We start from the raw sequence: 14,926 nt of genomic DNA on the forward strand, positions 1-14,926 counted from the left end.
AGTGCTTAGGCCGGCCACATGTCGTGGGAAGCATTCAGCCTCTTTATCACCCGATGTTCCCGCAAATTGGCCCACAGGCGTTCGATGTTCGGCCAAGCGGTTGGAATCTTCGCGACCTCGGGATGCCAAGCCACCAACATGACGAGATAGATGTCGGCCAGCGAGAGCCGGTCGCCGACCAGCCAGTCGCGGCCTTCGAGGGCGGCATCGAGAATGGCGAAGCCGCGATCCATTTCCGAGACCGCCGCCTGTTTGACGGCTTCCACGCCGCCGGGATCTGTCGTGTAGCGATGAGCGTAGAAGAACCGCAGGTCAGCCGAATAGATGACGGAGGACATGAAAAACATCCAGCGCAGGAAGTCGGCGCGGTCAGGTGTGTTCGCTGCCGGCGCTAGAGCTGCTTCCGGATAGCGTTCGGCGAGCAGGATGCAGATTGCCGCCGACTCGGTCATCGAATGCCCATCCGGCAAGACCAGGACCGGGACCTGGTTCAAGGGATTGATGTCGAGGAAGGCTTGGTTGGGTCGGCCTTTTGGAACATCGATCTGGTCGAAAGGCACTCCCGCTAAAGCAAGCGCCGCCTCGACGACAAAGCCGCCGGTATTGGCACGCGTATAGAGCTTGTACATGAAGTCCTCCACCTGCCGGTGCAGCGACGATTTGGAAGTGACTCGCCGCTCAAGCGAACGACGCCCGCCACAGGTGGTTTTTCAGCAGTCCACGCCGAAGCGTCGAAACAGAACTTTTTATGCCGGAGGGGCAGCGCGAAGGATCGCTACGAACCGGCCAAAAACTCCTGTCCAGACTCTAAGCACCCAATCCCTCGAATAGGATCGTGGAGAGATAGCGCTCGGCGAAGGAGGGGATGACGACGACGAGGTTCTTGCCCTTGTTCTCCGGCCGCGAGCCGACGACGATTGCCGCCTGCAGGGCGGCACCCGACGAGATGCCGACCGGTACACCTTCGAGACGGGCGACGAGCCGTGCATTGGCGACCGAATCCTCGTTCGAGACCTTGACGATCTCGTTGTAGATCGTCGTGTCGAGGATTTTTGGTGCGAAGCCGGCGCCAATGCCCTGGATCTTGTGCGGGCCGGGTTGGCCGCCGGACAGTACCGGCGAGGCCTCCGGCTCGACGGCGACGACATGCACCGAGGGCTTGCGCTTCTTCAGCACCTGGCCGACGCCGGTGATGGTGCCGCCGGTTCCAATGCCGGCAACGAAGATATCGACTTCGCCATGGGTGTCGTTCCAGATTTCCTCGGCTGTGGTGCGGCGATGGATTTCCGGATTGGCCGGGTTCTCGAATTGTTGCGGAATGACGGCATCGGGCAGCGTCGCGGCCAGCTCGTCGGCCTTGGCGATGGCGCCCTTCATGCCTTTCGGCCCTTCGGTCAGCACCAGCTCGGCGCCGAGCAGCGCCAGCATTTTGCGGCGCTCGACCGACATGGTTTCCGGCATCGTCAGGATCAGCTTGTAGCCTTTGGCGGCGGCGGCAAAGGCGAGCGCGATGCCGGTATTGCCCGAGGTCGGCTCGATAAGCGTGGTCTTGCCGGGCGTAATCCTCCCAGAAGCCTCCAGTGCCTCGATCATCGACACGCCGATGCGGTCCTTGACCGAAGCGATCGGGTTGAAGAATTCGAGCTTGGCCAGCAGATTGGCGACGACACCCTTCTCCCTGGCGAATTTGTCGAGCCGCACCAACGGCGTGTCGCCGATCGTCTCGGTGATCGAATTATAGATGCGGCCGCGGCCGGGCACGTGTGTGGGGGTGGCGGGTTTGTTCATTGATTTTCCTCCCAGAGGTCAAGCGGCAAGAGTCGGGCGGGCATAAGATAGAGCCATCCGCCGCGCAAGATAGGCTGTCGATCGAAAATATCCGAGTGAAGTTCGTGCCGAATACCCCGCCTTGGAAAGGTGTGACAATTCCTGGCCGGCTTGGCGAAAGAGGTCTATTGGCGGGCGGCGATAGCTGCCGCTGCCCCGATCATGAAACCGGCGGCGGTGCGATTGAGTGCCCTCAGCGCCCGCGGCGACTTCAGGAACCAGCGCGCCTTGGCCGCGAGCGCCAGATAAGGCACCAGCACCACGAGCAGGACGACGATGGTGAGCGCGACAAGGATGCCGTAATCGACCAGCGTGATCGTCTTCAGATCGACGATGGTCGGGGTGATGGCGAGGTAGAAGATCATCGTCTTCGGATTGCCGAGCGTGACGGCGAGACCAGCTACAAAGCTGGATGCCAACCCGCCCTTGCCTTTCTTCGCCTCCACCGTTTCGGGCGTGATGCCGCTCGTCCAGAAACGCCAGCCAAGAAAAGCGAGGTAGGCGACGCCCAGCCATTTGATGACCAGAAAGACCATGCCAAAGGTCTGTGCGACGAAAGCCAGGCCGAGCACCACGGCCGTGAGATAGGTCAGGTCGCCGAGCATCAGCCCGAAGGACATGGCCAGCGACGCGCGGAAGCCCGAACCCAGCGCTCGCGCAACGAGCGCGGTGACGCCGGGGCCGGGGATGGCTGCGGCGATGCCGAGGGCAGCACTATAGGCGAGGAACCCGGTGAGCGTCATGATTCGCGCTTGTCGCACAATGTGGAAGTTGGGTGAATTCCCTCGGCCCGGATTCGATTGCGCCAGCGCAGCAGGCGACACCGCCGTTCAAGAGCGGCCGTCTTCGTAGGTAACGCGCCAGATGGTGCCGTTGCCGTCCTCGGTGACGATCAGCGAGCCGTCCTTGGCGATGGCGATACCGACCGGGCGGCCCCAGACGGCGTCGTTCGAGATAACGAGGCCGGTCATGAAGTCCTCATATTCGCCGGTCGGCTTGCCATCCCTGAATTTGAGCCTCACCACCTTGTAGCCGGTCCTGGCGCCACGGTTCCACGAACCATGCATGGTGACGAAGGCGTCACCCTGATAATCCGCCGGGAAGTTGTTGCCGTCGTAGAAGGCTATATTCATCGGCGCCGAATGCGCCTGCATCAGTACGTCCGGGACAGTGGCCTTGCCGGCTAGGTCGGGCCGCTCGCCCTGATGGCGCGGATCCTCGTGATTGCCGATGTAGTACCAAGGCCAACCATAGAATCCGCCGTCCTTGACTACAGTTGCAAATTCGAACGGCACATTGTCGCCGAGTTCGTCGCGCTCATTGACGACGCACCACAATGCGCCGGTGGCGGGCTGCACGGTCATGCCCGTACAGTTGCGCAGGCCGGTGGCGACAGTTCGGGGATTTTTCCCATCCGGATCGAAGGCGAGCACATCGGCACGGCCGTCCTCGGAGCCCCAGGCCGCCCCGAGCGGCTTTGATTTGGCCCAGGCGTCGAGGCCGCTATCCGGCTCCTTGCCTATGTCCTCGGCGACGTTCGAGGCGGAGCCAACCGACAGATAAAGCGTCTTGCCGTCCGGCGAGAAGGCGATGTCGCGGGTCGTGTGACCGCCCGACGGGATTTTGGCGACAATGGTTTCTGGTTTACCGGATGCCTTTAGGTCACCGTCGCGATAAGGAAAGCGGACGATGCTGTCGCTGTTTGCGACATAGACCCATTGCGGCTTGTCTCCTGGCGGATAGAAGGCGATGCCGTAGGGATAACTGAGCCCCTTGGCGAAGATCGCTTTCTCGATGGGCTTGGCGCTGCCCTCGGCGAGACGATAGACACGTATCTGGTCGGCATGGCTGTTGGCAACGAACAGGTCGCCATTCGGAGCGACGCGCACGACGCGCGGATTGACGATGCCGGATGCGATCAGTTCGGCCGAAAAGCCCGGCGGCAAATCTGGCTTGGCCCTTTCGGGCCGTTCCGCCACGCCGGCGCCGTTCGACGCGGATTGGGCGGGATCGGCTGGCGGCATGTCTTGCGGCCCGATCAGGCGGCGGGTGCCAGGCCTGTCGGCGTGCCAATCGCCAAAAGCGGCTTCGCCTTTGAGCACCTTCTGATCCGCCTGCTGGGCGGCTGCCGGTGTCGCAACAAGGAGAGCAGCGGCAATGGCCGCAAAGCCGCCAGATCGGATCATCAACGTCCTCCGGGATTCGCCTCGAAAAGGGCAAACGGGATGAGGCATTGGTCGTTCCAAGCGGCCGTCCAGCACACGAGGATTTGAAGCCGAACCCCGATTCACTTGCCGGCGGCGTAGAAATCGTCGTCGAGGCGCTTTTCCAGCGCGACCAGATCGGCCGGCAGCGGCAAGCCCATGGCCCGCATCTCTTGCAGCTTCTCGCGCAACTGCTCTTGCACCTCGTGCTGATCCTCTGGCTGGTTGATCATTTCTTCGAGCAGCAGGCTGATCTGGGCCTTGAACGATTCCAGCGCCATTCTTTTTCTCCTTGCGGCAGGCCGCGGCGGCTCCTAGCGCAGCATGCGCGAAATCAGCTGCGCGGTATAGTCGACCATCGGTACTATGCGCGCATAATTCAGCCGCGTCGGCCCGATGACGCCGAGCGCACCGACGACGCGGGCGTCCTTGTCGCGATAGGGTGCCACCACCAGTGATGAGCCCGACAGAGAAAACAGCTTGTTTTCCGAACCGATGAAGATGCGCACGCCCGGGCCCTCCTCGGCGAGGTCGAGGAGCTGGATCAGTCCGTCCTGGGTTTCGAGATCCTCGAAGAGATGCCGCAGCAATTCGATGTCGGCCTGGGCAGTGACGTTTTCCAGGAGATTGGCGCGGCCGCGCACGATAAGCCGCCCAGGCACCCCGCTTTCGGCGCCTGCCCAGACCGCCAGGCCCTTCTCGACCAGATCCTGTGAAAGCGTATCGAGGGCTGCCCTGGTCTCTTCCTTGATGCGGGCGATCTCGACCCGCGCTTCGGCCAGGGTGCGGCCGCGAATATGGGCGTTGAGGAAATTGGAGGCTTCGTGCAATTGCGAGACGGTGATGCCGGCGGGCAGATCGACGACGCGATTTTCGACGTCGCCGTTCTGCGAGACCAGCACGGCCAACGCCTTGGTCGGCTCGAGCTGGATGAATTCGATGTGCTTCAGCGCCACCTCGTTCTTGGCGGCGAGCACAAGGCCGGCGCCGCGCGACATGCCGGACAGCATCTGGCTGGCCTCGGTCAGCATATGCTCCAGCGTCGCGCCCGAGCCGGAGGCGCGCACCTGCGCCTCGATGGTGCGGCGCTCCTCGTCGGAGAGGTCACCGAGTTCCATGAACGCATCGACGAAGAAGCGCAGGCCGGCCTGGGTCGGCAGACGGCCGGCCGAAATATGCGGCGCATAGATCAGGCCGAGATGCTCGAGGTCGCTCATCACGTTGCGGATGGTGGCCGGCGACAGCGACGACGGCAGGATGCGCGACAGGCTGCGCGAGCCGACCGGCTCGCCATCCCTCAGATAAGAATCGACGATGCGCCGGAAGATGTCGCGCGAACGCATGTCGAGCGATTGAAGCGCGGGCGATTGCAGCGCGTGCGACGGGAGCACGTGCGATTGCGAACCGGGATCGACTGCCTTGGTCATTTCGAGCCAAAAACCTCCGGCCCGAAGATATAGACTTCCGCGGCGTCGGCGCAACCGGTCCATTTTCCTTTGCGCCTCACGCCCCGTGCGGCTACAAGCCGGCCAAGATTCCGAAGAAAGAAAGAAGCCTGAATGCGCCCTTCCAAACGCCAGTTCGACGAAATGCGCCCCATCTCCTTCGAGCGCGGCGTCTCCAAGCATGCGGAAGGCTCGTGCCTGGTGAAGTTCGGCGACACGCATGTGCTGTGCACGGCCAGCCTGGAGGAAAAGGTGCCGGGTTGGATGCGCAACTCCGGTAAGGGCTGGGTGACGGCGGAATACGGCATGCTGCCGCGTTCGACCGGCGAGCGCATGCGCCGCGAGGCTTCGGCCGGCAAACAAGGCGGCCGCACGCTGGAGATCCAGCGGCTGATCGGCCGCTCCCTGCGCGCCGTGGTCGATCTGCAGGCGCTCGGCGAGCAGCAGATCACCGTCGACTGTGATGTGATCCAGGCCGATGGCGGCACGCGCACCGCTTCGATCACCGGCGGCTGGGTGGCGCTTTACGATTGCCTGCGCTGGATGGAAGCCCGCCAAATGGCGAGCCTGGGCAAGGTGCTGAAGGATCACGTTGCGGCGATCTCCTGCGGCATCCATGATGGTCAGCCGGTCATCGACCTTGACTATATCGAGGATTCCTCGGCCGGAACCGACGCCAATTTCGTCATGACCGGCAAGGGCGGCATCGTCGAGATCCAGGGCACGGCCGAGGGCGAACCGTTCTCGGAAGAGCAGTTCGCGGCCTTGATGGGGCTGGCCAAGAAAGGCATTCAGCGCCTGGTCAGCCTGCAGCAGATGGCGGTGGACTGATCTTCAGGTTATGACGATGAGGGTGACGATCCTGTGACTCCTTCCGCAATCCTGGAATCAGCACTCTACGTGACGGATCTCGCTGCCGCGGAACGGTTCTATTCGGGCGTCCTCGGGCTCGATCCGCTCGGCAAGGTCGAGGGCAGGCATCTCTTCTTCCGCTGCGGCGACGGCGTGCTGCTTATCTTCAATGCCGAGGCGACGAAAGTGCCGCCGCCGGCCGACGCCAGGCTGCCAGTGCCGCCGCATGGCGCCGTCGGCGAGGGCCATCTCTGTTTCGCCGCAAGCGCCGACGAGATCGTGCGCTGGAAAGCGCACCTGGAAGCAAACAGCATCGCCATCGAAAGCGAGTTCGAGTGGCCGCAAGGCGGCCGCTCGATCTATATTCGCGACCCCTCGGGCAATTCGATCGAATTCGCCGAGCCAAGAATCTGGGGCATCTGATGCATTCGCAGACTGTTCATTCGCCAATTGTTCATTCGCTTGATGGGCATAAGATCGTCGTCGCAAGCCACAATGCCGGCAAATTGCGCGAATTCGCCGATCTGATGGCGCCGTTCGGCATAGAAGCGAGGTCCGCCAAGGAATACGGCTTGCCGGAACCGGACGAGACCGGCACCACTTTCGAGGAGAACGCGCTCATAAAAGCCTTGGCCGCTGCCAAGGCCACTGGATTGCCGGCGCTGTCGGACGATTCCGGCCTATGTGTCGATGCGCTCGACGGCGCACCCGGCGTCTACACTGCCAACTGGGCCGAGACGCCGGACGGCCCCCGCGACTTCGGCATGGCCATGCAGCGCACGGAAGTGGCCTTGCAGGAAGTTGGCGCGATCGCGCCTGCTCAGCGCAAGGGCCGCTTTGTCGCGGTCATCTGCCTAGCCTTTCCCGACGGCCAGGCTGAATATTTTCGCGGCGAGGTCGAAGGTACGCTGGTATGGCCGCCGCGCGGCGAACTCGGCTTCGGCTACGACCCGGTGTTCTTGCCCAACGGGTTCGAAAAAACCTTCGGCGAGATGACCGCTGAGGAAAAACATGGCTGGAAGCCGGGCCAGCCGACAGCATTGTCGCACCGCGCCCGCGCCTTCCAGAAATTCGCGCAAGCCCGATTGGCCGCGGCATGACCATGCTGCTCGACCGCAGCCCGGGTTTTGGCGTCTACATCCACTGGCCGTTCTGCGCGGCCAAGTGCCCCTATTGCGACTTCAACAGCCATGTCCGCCACCAGCCGGTCGACCAGGAGCGTTTTGCGCGCGCCTTCGAGGCCGAGTTGGCGACCATGCGCGGCCGCACCGGGCCGCGCGAGGTGACAAGCATCTTTCTCGGTGGCGGTACGCCGTCGCTGATGAAGCCGCAGACCGTGGCGGCGGTGCTGGATGCCGTGGCGAAGAACTGGACGGTACCAGATGGCATCGAGGTGACGCTGGAGGCCAATCCTTCCTCGGTCGAGGCCGAGCGCTTTCGCGGCTATCGCGCGGCGGGCGTCAACCGGGTGTCGCTTGGCGTGCAGGCGCTGAACGACAAGGATCTGCGCTTTCTCGGCCGTTTGCACAATGTCGATGAGGCCCTGCATGCGATCGGCCTGGCGCGCGAGATTTTCCCACGGTTGTCCTTCGACCTGATCTACGCGCGGCCGGACCAGACGCCTGAAGCGTGGCAGACGGAACTCGAGCAGGCGATCGGCCACGCCGCCGACCATCTGTCGCTGTACCAGCTGACCATCGAGGAAGGCACGCCGTTCCATGCACTGCATGCAGCAAGGAAATTCATCATTCCAGACAACGATGTTGCCGCCGATCTCTATGCGTTGACGCAGGAGATCACCGCCGCGCACGGACTGCCGGCCTACGAGATTTCCAACCACGCCAGGCCCGGCGCTGAAAGCCGGCACAATCTCACCTACTGGCGCTATGGCGAATATGTCGGCGTCGGTCCCGGCGCGCATGGCCGTTTCGTCGAGAGCGGGCGGCGCGTGGTGACAATCGCCGAGAAAATGCCGGAGACCTGGGCCAATCTGGTCGAGGCCAAGGGCCATGGCGTCACCGGCGGCGAGATCCTGACGCGATCGGAAGAAGCCGACGAGTTCCTGCTGATGGGGCTGAGGCTGGCGGAAGGCATCGACCTTTCCCGCTACGAGGCGTTTTCCGGGCGCGGCCTGTCGACGGCACGGCTGTCGGTGCTGCAGGACGAAGGCCTGGTGGCGCCGATCGGCAATGCCCGCCTGCGCGCCACGCCGGCCGGCATGATCGTGCTCGATGCCGTCGTGGCGGATCTGGCCAGATAGTACCGGTGAAGAACGTTCTCTTCGTCTGCAGCCAGAATCGCTTGCGCAGCCCGACGGCGGAGCAGGTGTTTTCCGGTCGCAGGGACATCGAGGTCGCTTCGGCCGGCACCAATCACGATACCGACACTCCGTTGACGCACGAACTTGTCGCCTGGGCCGATATCATCTTCGTCATGGAAAAGGCGCACCGCGGCAAACTGCAGCAGAAATTCAGGGCCAGTCTAAGGAAGGCTCGGGTGATCTGCCTCGATATTCCCGACGACTATGAATTCATGGACCCGGAACTGGTCCGGTTGCTGGCGGTGAAGGTATCGCGATATCTCTGAAGGCTGTCGCGCTACTGCGCCTTCGTCATCCTCGGGCTTGACCCGAGGATCCATGCCGCTACCCTTGTCGAAGAATGCTGCGGTAGAATAATTCTGAACTGTCGAAACGCTTGAATATTACGGCATGGATCCGGGTGTCTGCGCCGCGTCGCTGCGCTCCTTGCTCCGTCCCAGGATGACGAAAAGAGGATCAAGCGTCGTGCTTGAAACGACGCTTGCCGCGGTCCTTCTCGGCATGCGCTTCTCCGGAGCGGGTCTGCTTGATCTCGCTCTTGTCGCGCGGGGCAGAATGCTGGTCGCCTGTGGGATGTGATGCTGCGCCATCGCGGGCGCTTTTTGTTTCGAGACGGGTGATGAAAATATCGAAGCGATTGGGCATCGTCCGGTCAGTGCTCCGTCGTGCTGTCGGTTTCGGTTACGGGCTTGCTCTCTGCCAATGGCTGGCGTGCGAGCGGTTTCCTGGCCTCGCCATCCGCGTTGCCACGCAGGCTCTTGTCGCCTGGCGCGGCGAAGCGCTTGCGGCCGGCATAATAGGGTTCGAAAACGTCCTGTATCGTCAGGCTGTCCATCCTGCTCCTCCCGAGATCAGGGTTAAAATTCGCCGGCAACGGTTTCGTTCCCTACTATGGCAACGGCATGGCGGCCGGTTCACGTCGGGACCCCGTTTGGAACCGGGCGTTTGCAACCCAGGCTTTTGCAACCAGGCGTGAGCCGTGCCAAACAGGGTCGAACGGAGTTGTGCAGGTGACCGGCGAATTAGCCAAACGCAGTTATGTGGTCGGGCAGACCGAGATCGCCGCCCGGCCGCTCGAGCCGGCGCTCTATCTGGTGGCTACGCCGATCGGCAATCTCGCCGACATCACGCTGCGCGCGCTGGAAACGCTCGCCGCCGCAGATATCGTCGCCTGCGAGGACACGCGTGTTTCGCGCGTCCTGCTCGACCGCTACGGCATCCGCCGCCGCACCACCGCCTATCACGAGCACAATGCCGCCGAGGCCGGGCCGAAGCTGATCGCGGCACTGCTGGCCGGGCAGAGCGTAGCGCTGATCTCTGATGCCGGCACACCGCTCATCTCCGATCCCGGCTACCGGCTGGTTGGCGAGGCGCTGGAACGCGGCATTCGTGTCGTGCCGATCCCCGGACCGTCGGCGCCACTTGCCGCTCTGACGGCATCCGGCCTGCCTTCGGACGCCTTTCTGTTTGCCGGCTTCCTGCCGGTGAAGACCGGCCAGCGGCTGACGCGGCTGGAAGCGCTGAAGGCGGTGCCGGCAACGTTGATCTTCTTCGAATCGCCGCGCCGGCTGGCCGAGACGCTCAGTGCCATGGTCGAGGTGCTGGGCGGCGCCCGCAAGGCGGCGATCGGCCGCGAGTTGACCAAGACTTTCGAGGAGATGCGGACCGGCACCCTGCAGTCACTCGCCGGCCATTACGCGGCAGCCGATACGCCTAAGGGCGAAATCGTCATCTGCGTCGGCCCGGCCGATGCGGTCGCTGATGAGCCTGAAGACATCGACCGGCTGCTGCTTTCGCTGGCGGCCGAGATGCCGGCCTCCAAGGCGGCGGCGGAAGCCGCCAAGATGACGGGTGGCCAAAAACAGACGCTCTACCGACGGCTGCTCGACCTCAGGAATGCCGGAAGAGACGGGGCCGGCGGAGACCGCGATGGCTGAACGGCGGAGCGCCAGCCGGCAAAAGGCCTACCGGCGCGGCCATCACGGTGAATGGCTGGCGGCGGCGGCGCTGATGCTGAAGGGCTACCGGATTCTTGCCCGCCGCCACCGTACCAGGTTTGGCGAGATCGACCTGATCGCGCGGCGTGGCGATTTGGTGCTGATCGTCGAGGTCAAGGCACGCCGTACGCTGATCGAGGCGATGGAGGCCGTCGGCCGCGAATCGGAGCGCCGCATCGAAGGCGCGGCCGATTTCTGGCTGTCGCGCCAATCCGACTACGGAAAATTATCGGTGCGCTTCGACATGGTGGCGGTATTGCCGTGGCGCTGGCCGGTGCATGTCGAGAACGTTTTTTACGGGGGGAACTAGGTCATTCCCGAAGTGGGGTCGGTTTTGCCGCGATCTCCGGTTCAGATTCGATTGCCTGTCGTCTCGTCGATGGGAACAAGCAAGTAGCGCCATTTGCCGCCTGGATCATGTGCCGACGCTCACCTGGATTCGCTCAATCGATCGGTTTGTCGACCTGGTCTCCGCCCAGCACTGACTGGAACAAAAGCGTTCCTGCGTTGTTCTCCAACCGTCCTGATGTTCGACGGGCTGGTTCAAATGCCGATCAGGGCAGTCCTCGTGGCAGGCGTGCGAGGACAAGGGATGGCGAGGCAAATGGATCCTGACGATCTCAACCAGGAACGGATCGTCACCGTGTTCGGCGGAACTGGCTTTCTCGGGCGCAGGATCGTGACGCGGCTCCTGGAAAGGGGTTTCACGGTGCGCGCCGCATCTCGCCATCCGGCTCGCGTGGCCCTGGTCTTTTCCTCGATTACAAGGATGCCCGAAGCAGTCGAGGCGGATATATTGGATGCGTCCTCGATTGGGTCGGCCATTACCGGATCACAGGCGGTCGTGAATGCTATCAGTCTTTACGTCGAGCAGGGCGTCCAGACCTTTGAACGCGTCCATGTGAAAGCCGCGGCCGATCTCGCTGCCGTGTCGCGCAAGGTCGAGATCGATCAGTTCGTCCAGATTTCAGGGATCGGCTCCGATCCTCAATCGGATTCGAATTATATAAGGGCACGTGGGCGCGGAGAAGTTGCCGTGGGAAACGCATTTCCCGGCGCTTTCATTGTGCGTCCCGCCGTCATGACAGGACCTGACGACGCTTTCCTCACGACCATTGTGAGGCTGATACGCCTCCTGCCGGTCTATCCGCTGTTCGGCGATGGTGGCACACGGCTTCAGCCGGTCTATGTGGCCGACGTCGCGGAAGCAGTGAGCCGGCTGATCGACGGGCGAAGCCACAAGGGTTCATCCATATTCGAATTCGGGGGCCCGCGTATCTATACCTATAAGGAATTGCTTCGGGAGATCGCCCGACAGCTCGATACGCACGTAAAGCTGATGCCGGTGCCGTTTGCTGTATGGAACGCCTTGGCTGGCGTCGCGGAACTCCTCCCGGCTGCCCCCATAACGCGCAACCAGATCGATCTTATGCGTCAGGATAATGTGGCAGCAATCGACGCGCCGGGCCTGAAGGAACTCGACATCGAGCCGCGCGATATCGACGAGGTGATCCGCGTGATCGAACAGCGCCGTGGCGTAGGCTCGCGCTCGTCTCCGCCTTAGGACGGCCCTCTGATCCTGGCGGGAACCTATCGCCGCGCGACAGGTTGGTCGAGCTTGAAGCCAATGAAAGAAGGAAAAGAACCATGGCCAGATGCGATCAATGCGGGAATGACTACGACAAGGCTTTCAAAGTGACGATGGCCGAGGAGACCTACACATTCGACAGCTTCGAATGCGCGGTCCAGAAACTTGCTCCGACGTGTCCGCATTGCGGATGCCGGATCATCGGACATGGCGTCGAACAGGATGACATCATCTACTGCTGCGCACATTGCGCCGCTGAGGAAGGTGCGAGCGCGCTGACCGATCGCGCGCCTTGATGCACCTCCTTTGGCGTCTCCAGGGCGACCATTCCGAATGACTGCGCCGGCTCATCCCTATATGGTCCCTATATGGCCAGTGCTGTCAGCCCGACGACGACCAGCCGAGGTCCAGACGCGCCGAGGTCAAGGCCGCCGCACCTGGACAAGTCGCTCCACAATGCCAGCCACCTCCTCTGGAATGGCCGGTATGGTGCCCGATTTCCGTGTCGACCCGAAATCGAGGCCGGCGAAAAAGAGACCTGGAACAGCGCCGACGCCATCCTCGTGGACGGGCTGGCCGGCCGCATCGAGCGCGCCAGGAAGCCGGACCCATGAGAAATCGCCGGTGAAACCCGTGCACCAGATCACTGATCTGATGCCGCTCGCCGTCCAGTCGAGGGAGCGGATCGGAGGATCGGGCAAGCGCGGGGCAACCGTCTCGGCTGGATCATCCTCGGCCAGGGCGCATCGAGGCCGGCGCGCTCAATGTACTCGTCGACCAGGCGCTTGGCATTCGCCGAAACCTCGTCGGCAAATCGCATATGGTCGTCGAGTTCGTCGCCGAAGACGAGGCTGCCATTCTCCACGCCCCTGAAGCGGCCGAGCAGCACCACGCCCTGTGCACTCAGCGATTGCAGGCTGATTGTATGGGTCGCGCCGACCAGCGCGCGGGCCTGCAGCTTGCCGGAGGGGAGGACGAGTTCCTTGCGCGGAACGTCGAGAAAACCGGACAGCGTCAGCCATTTAAGTATGTTGCCCCCGCGGTAGCGCCGCACCCAACGGCCGTTGCGGCTGGTCGCCAAAAAGACCGCACGTCCGGCCACCGCCAGATCCTCGGCGATCTGGCCGCCCGACTGGCCGCTGCCGACCACCAGCACCGCGCCATTCTCGAACTCGGCCGGGTTGCGATAAGCCGAAGAATCGACTTGGCGAACTGCCGCCGGCAAGTCCGCCGACCCTGGTGGCCGGACCTGTCGGTTCTGGTCGCCGGTGGCGATCACCACATTGCGCGCCAGAAGCACGCCACGAGCCGCCGTAGTGACGCGAAAGATCCCATCGTCTCTCGTCAGCTCTTGAACCGGAGTTTGGGTGCTTACCGGCAGGCGGTGCCGCTCGGCATAGCCTTCGAGATACGCGACAAATTCGTGGTGGGTTATCGCGCCCCAGGGCTCCGGCCCCTCGTAGGAATCACCGGGTAAGATGGAGCGAATGGTCGGCGAATTCAGTCGAAACGAATTCCATCGCTGCGTTCGCCACGTTTCGCCGATCCGGCCTCGATCGAGCACACGGTGGTCGCGGCCCTGCCGTTTCAAGAAGTAGCTGACGCCGAGCCCCGCCGGACCGGCGCCAATAACGAGGGCGTCAAGAACTTCGCTCATGCATTCCCCCTGCGAACCATACGTCCACAAGATCGTATGGCTCGGCTTCGGGCAAGAACAGAGTTCCGGCTGGGATTGCGCTATCCGCGCCGGCTCACCCCCAGATTGCCAGCCCCGCCAGGCCGACGATGCCCACGACCAGCCGCCACCAGCCGAACAGCGCATAGCCATGGCGCGAGACATAGTCGAGCAGGAAGCGCACGACGATTAGCGCGGTGACGAAGGCGGCGACGAAGCCGACGGCGATGATAGGCAGGTCGGCACTGCTCAGCACATTGCGGTTCTTGAACAGGTCGAAGGCGAAGGCGCCGACCATGGTCGGGATGGCAAGGAAGAAGGAGAATTCCGCCGCCGCCCGTTTGTCGACCCCGAGCAGCAGCGCGCCGACGATGGTCGAACCCGAGCGCGATGTGCCGGGGATCAGCGACAAGCACTGGAACAGCCCGATCTGCAGATAGAGCCTGGTCGGGAACCGCTCGACATCGTGGTAATATGGCTTCGGCTTCATGCGATCGACCAGCAGCAGGATGACGCCGCCGATGATCAGCATGATGCAGATCAGCCGCGGCGATTCGAACAGCACCGTCTTGATGAAATCATGCGCCAGCGCGCCGACGACGGCCGCCGGCAGGAACGCGATGAGAATGCCAAGGACGAAATGCCGCGTCAGCCGATCGTATGGCAGTTCGAGCAGCATCTTCCAGAGCCGGTGGAAATAGACGCTGAGGATCGCCAATATGGCGCCGAGCTGGATCAGGATCTCGAAGGCCTTGCCGGTCGAATGAAAGCCGAGGAAATGGCCGGCGAGCAGGATATGACCGGTCGAAGACACCGGAATAAACTCGGTCAGGCCCTCGAGCATGCCGAGCAGCAGCGCTTCGACGACGGTCTGGCTTTCCATGGCAACCTCGGCGTTGGAGGGAGGGCTTGAGAAAACGGCTTGCTTGTCACGGCGCAGAACTCCCCCTATAGGTCGCAGCACCCTGACAGCCCCTGAATCGGGCGGCCAAGACTTACCGGCGCAGCCGGCGATTTG

The 14,926-nt window shown here is 62.9% G+C and carries 19 protein-coding genes; 9 read left to right on the forward strand and 10 right to left on the reverse strand.

Annotation, left to right across the window (positions count from 1 at the left end):
• Nucleotides 1-5 precede the first annotated feature (5 nt).
• From NKJ09_RS25625 to hrcA, 6 genes are all read right to left on the reverse strand, one after another.
• Nucleotides 6-629: a glutathione S-transferase family protein gene (locus NKJ09_RS25625; protein WP_023718845.1), complete on the reverse strand. Its 624-nt coding sequence runs from the start codon at nt 627-629 to the stop codon at nt 6-8.
• A 178-nt stretch (nt 630-807) separates the two neighbouring features.
• On the reverse strand, nt 808-1,788 hold the full coding sequence (gene cysK / locus NKJ09_RS25630; protein WP_352495442.1) for a cysteine synthase A: 981 nt from the start codon (nt 1,786-1,788) through the stop codon (nt 808-810).
• A gap of 164 nt (nt 1,789-1,952) precedes the next feature.
• On the reverse strand, nt 1,953-2,570 hold the full coding sequence (locus NKJ09_RS25635; protein WP_352495441.1) for a LysE family translocator: 618 nt from the start codon (nt 2,568-2,570) through the stop codon (nt 1,953-1,955).
• A gap of 87 nt (nt 2,571-2,657) precedes the next feature.
• On the reverse strand, nt 2,658-4,013 hold the full coding sequence (locus tag NKJ09_RS25640; RefSeq protein ID WP_352495440.1) for a PQQ-dependent sugar dehydrogenase: 1,356 nt from the start codon (nt 4,011-4,013) through the stop codon (nt 2,658-2,660).
• A 101-nt stretch (nt 4,014-4,114) separates the two neighbouring features.
• On the reverse strand, nt 4,115-4,312 hold the full coding sequence (locus tag NKJ09_RS25645; protein ID WP_023718841.1) for a hypothetical protein: 198 nt from the start codon (nt 4,310-4,312) through the stop codon (nt 4,115-4,117).
• A 33-nt stretch (nt 4,313-4,345) separates the two neighbouring features.
• On the reverse strand, nt 4,346-5,458 hold the full coding sequence (gene hrcA, locus NKJ09_RS25650) for a heat-inducible transcriptional repressor HrcA (RefSeq protein WP_352481369.1): 1,113 nt from the start codon (nt 5,456-5,458) through the stop codon (nt 4,346-4,348).
• Between the two features lie 132 nt (nt 5,459-5,590).
• On the opposite strand from hrcA, the gene rph reads away from it, so the two are divergent.
• The 5 genes from rph to NKJ09_RS25675 are packed head-to-tail and all read left to right on the forward strand — an operon-like array spanning nt 5,591 to nt 8,914.
• Entirely contained in the window at nt 5,591-6,307 is a 717-nt protein-coding gene (gene rph, locus NKJ09_RS25655; protein WP_023718839.1) for a ribonuclease PH, read from the forward strand.
• A 33-nt stretch (nt 6,308-6,340) separates the two neighbouring features.
• Nucleotides 6,341-6,751 carry a VOC family protein gene (locus tag NKJ09_RS25660; protein WP_352764044.1) on the forward strand — a complete coding sequence of 137 codons (411 nt, stop codon included), beginning with the start codon at nt 6,341-6,343 and terminating at the stop codon, nt 6,749-6,751.
• Nucleotides 6,751-7,428, forward strand: a complete 678-nt coding sequence (rdgB, locus tag NKJ09_RS25665; RefSeq protein ID WP_023718837.1) for an RdgB/HAM1 family non-canonical purine NTP pyrophosphatase — start codon at nt 6,751-6,753, stop codon at nt 7,426-7,428. The genes NKJ09_RS25660 and rdgB overlap by 1 nt, the downstream gene beginning before the upstream one ends.
• The gene (gene hemW, locus NKJ09_RS25670) at nt 7,425-8,588 is read left to right on the forward strand and encodes a radical SAM family heme chaperone HemW (protein ID WP_023718836.1); all 1,164 of its coding nucleotides are present in this window, start codon (nt 7,425-7,427) and stop codon (nt 8,586-8,588) included. The genes rdgB and hemW overlap by 4 nt, the downstream gene beginning before the upstream one ends.
• Before the next feature lie 5 nt (nt 8,589-8,593).
• Nucleotides 8,594-8,914, forward strand: a complete 321-nt coding sequence (locus NKJ09_RS25675; protein WP_352495439.1) for a low molecular weight protein tyrosine phosphatase family protein — start codon at nt 8,594-8,596, stop codon at nt 8,912-8,914.
• Nucleotides 8,915-9,104: 190 nt separating this feature from the next.
• On the opposite strand, the gene NKJ09_RS25680 is transcribed toward NKJ09_RS25675, so the two are convergent.
• Together NKJ09_RS25680 and NKJ09_RS25685 are read right to left on the reverse strand one after the other, a co-directional pair.
• Nucleotides 9,105-9,293, reverse strand: coding sequence for a hypothetical protein (locus tag NKJ09_RS25680; RefSeq protein WP_023718834.1), 189 nt, complete (start codon nt 9,291-9,293; stop codon nt 9,105-9,107).
• Between the two features lie 7 nt (nt 9,294-9,300).
• On the reverse strand, nt 9,301-9,483 hold the full coding sequence (locus NKJ09_RS25685) for a hypothetical protein (RefSeq protein WP_023718833.1): 183 nt from the start codon (nt 9,481-9,483) through the stop codon (nt 9,301-9,303).
• A gap of 175 nt (nt 9,484-9,658) precedes the next feature.
• Between NKJ09_RS25685 and rsmI the strand changes: the two genes are divergently transcribed.
• The 4 genes from rsmI (at nt 9,659) to NKJ09_RS25705 (ending at nt 12,529) form a co-directional block, all read left to right on the forward strand.
• Nucleotides 9,659-10,585, forward strand: coding sequence for a 16S rRNA (cytidine(1402)-2'-O)-methyltransferase (rsmI, locus tag NKJ09_RS25690; RefSeq protein WP_352495438.1), 927 nt, complete (start codon nt 9,659-9,661; stop codon nt 10,583-10,585).
• A complete protein-coding gene (locus tag NKJ09_RS25695) occupies nt 10,578-10,955 on the forward strand; it encodes a YraN family protein (protein WP_023718831.1) in 378 nt (125 codons plus the stop codon). The genes rsmI and NKJ09_RS25695 overlap by 8 nt, the downstream gene beginning before the upstream one ends.
• Nucleotides 10,956-11,249: 294 nt before the next feature.
• On the forward strand, nt 11,250-12,209 hold the full coding sequence (locus NKJ09_RS25700) for a complex I NDUFA9 subunit family protein (RefSeq protein WP_023718830.1): 960 nt from the start codon (nt 11,250-11,252) through the stop codon (nt 12,207-12,209).
• 44 nt (nt 12,210-12,253) lie between these two features.
• Entirely contained in the window at nt 12,254-12,529 is a 276-nt protein-coding gene (locus tag NKJ09_RS25705; RefSeq protein ID WP_352495436.1) for a metallothionein, read from the forward strand.
• A 347-nt stretch (nt 12,530-12,876) separates the two neighbouring features.
• Here NKJ09_RS25705 and NKJ09_RS25710 read toward each other — a convergent pair whose 3' ends face one another.
• Together NKJ09_RS25710 and NKJ09_RS25715 are read right to left on the reverse strand one after the other, a co-directional pair.
• Nucleotides 12,877-13,890, reverse strand: a complete 1,014-nt coding sequence (locus NKJ09_RS25710; RefSeq protein WP_352495435.1) for a flavin-containing monooxygenase — start codon at nt 13,888-13,890, stop codon at nt 12,877-12,879.
• Between the two features lie 94 nt (nt 13,891-13,984).
• Nucleotides 13,985-14,791 (reverse strand): undecaprenyl-diphosphate phosphatase, encoded by an 807-nt coding sequence (locus NKJ09_RS25715; RefSeq protein WP_023718827.1) that lies wholly within the window; start codon nt 14,789-14,791, stop codon nt 13,985-13,987.
• Nucleotides 14,792-14,926 lie beyond the last annotated feature (135 nt).

The sequence above is a fragment of the Mesorhizobium sp. M0189 genome (assembly GCF_040322135.1).
Lineage (GTDB): Bacteria > Pseudomonadota > Alphaproteobacteria > Rhizobiales > Rhizobiaceae > Mesorhizobium.

Bases quoted from the DNA above. Each gene is read 5' to 3' on its own strand.
- NKJ09_RS25625 (WP_023718845.1), bottom strand. From the start codon at position 629: ATGTACAAGCTCTATACGCGTGCCAATACCGGCGGCTTTGTCGTCGAG.
- cysK (WP_352495442.1), bottom strand. From the start codon at position 1,788: ATGAACAAACCCGCCACCCCCACACACGTGCCCGGCCGCGGCCGCATC.
- NKJ09_RS25645 (WP_023718841.1), bottom strand. From the start codon at position 4,312: ATGGCGCTGGAATCGTTCAAGGCCCAGATCAGCCTGCTGCTCGAAGAA.
- NKJ09_RS25700 (WP_023718830.1), top strand. From the start codon at position 11,250: ATGGATCCTGACGATCTCAACCAGGAACGGATCGTCACCGTGTTCGGC.
- NKJ09_RS25715 (WP_023718827.1), bottom strand. From the start codon at position 14,791: ATGGAAAGCCAGACCGTCGTCGAAGCGCTGCTGCTCGGCATGCTCGAG.
- NKJ09_RS25685 (WP_023718833.1), bottom strand. From the start codon at position 9,483: ATGGACAGCCTGACGATACAGGACGTTTTCGAACCCTATTATGCCGGC.
- hrcA (WP_352481369.1), bottom strand. From the start codon at position 5,458: ATGACCAAGGCAGTCGATCCCGGTTCGCAATCGCACGTGCTCCCGTCG.
- rdgB (WP_023718837.1), top strand. From the start codon at position 6,751: ATGCATTCGCAGACTGTTCATTCGCCAATTGTTCATTCGCTTGATGGG.
- hemW (WP_023718836.1), top strand. From the start codon at position 7,425: ATGACCATGCTGCTCGACCGCAGCCCGGGTTTTGGCGTCTACATCCAC.
- NKJ09_RS25695 (WP_023718831.1), top strand. From the start codon at position 10,578: ATGGCTGAACGGCGGAGCGCCAGCCGGCAAAAGGCCTACCGGCGCGGC.
- NKJ09_RS25635 (WP_352495441.1), bottom strand. From the start codon at position 2,570: ATGACGCTCACCGGGTTCCTCGCCTATAGTGCTGCCCTCGGCATCGCC.
- NKJ09_RS25710 (WP_352495435.1), bottom strand. From the start codon at position 13,890: ATGAGCGAAGTTCTTGACGCCCTCGTTATTGGCGCCGGTCCGGCGGGG.
- NKJ09_RS25680 (WP_023718834.1), bottom strand. From the start codon at position 9,293: ATGCCCAATCGCTTCGATATTTTCATCACCCGTCTCGAAACAAAAAGC.
- rph (WP_023718839.1), top strand. From the start codon at position 5,591: ATGCGCCCTTCCAAACGCCAGTTCGACGAAATGCGCCCCATCTCCTTC.
- NKJ09_RS25640 (WP_352495440.1), bottom strand. From the start codon at position 4,013: ATGATCCGATCTGGCGGCTTTGCGGCCATTGCCGCTGCTCTCCTTGTT.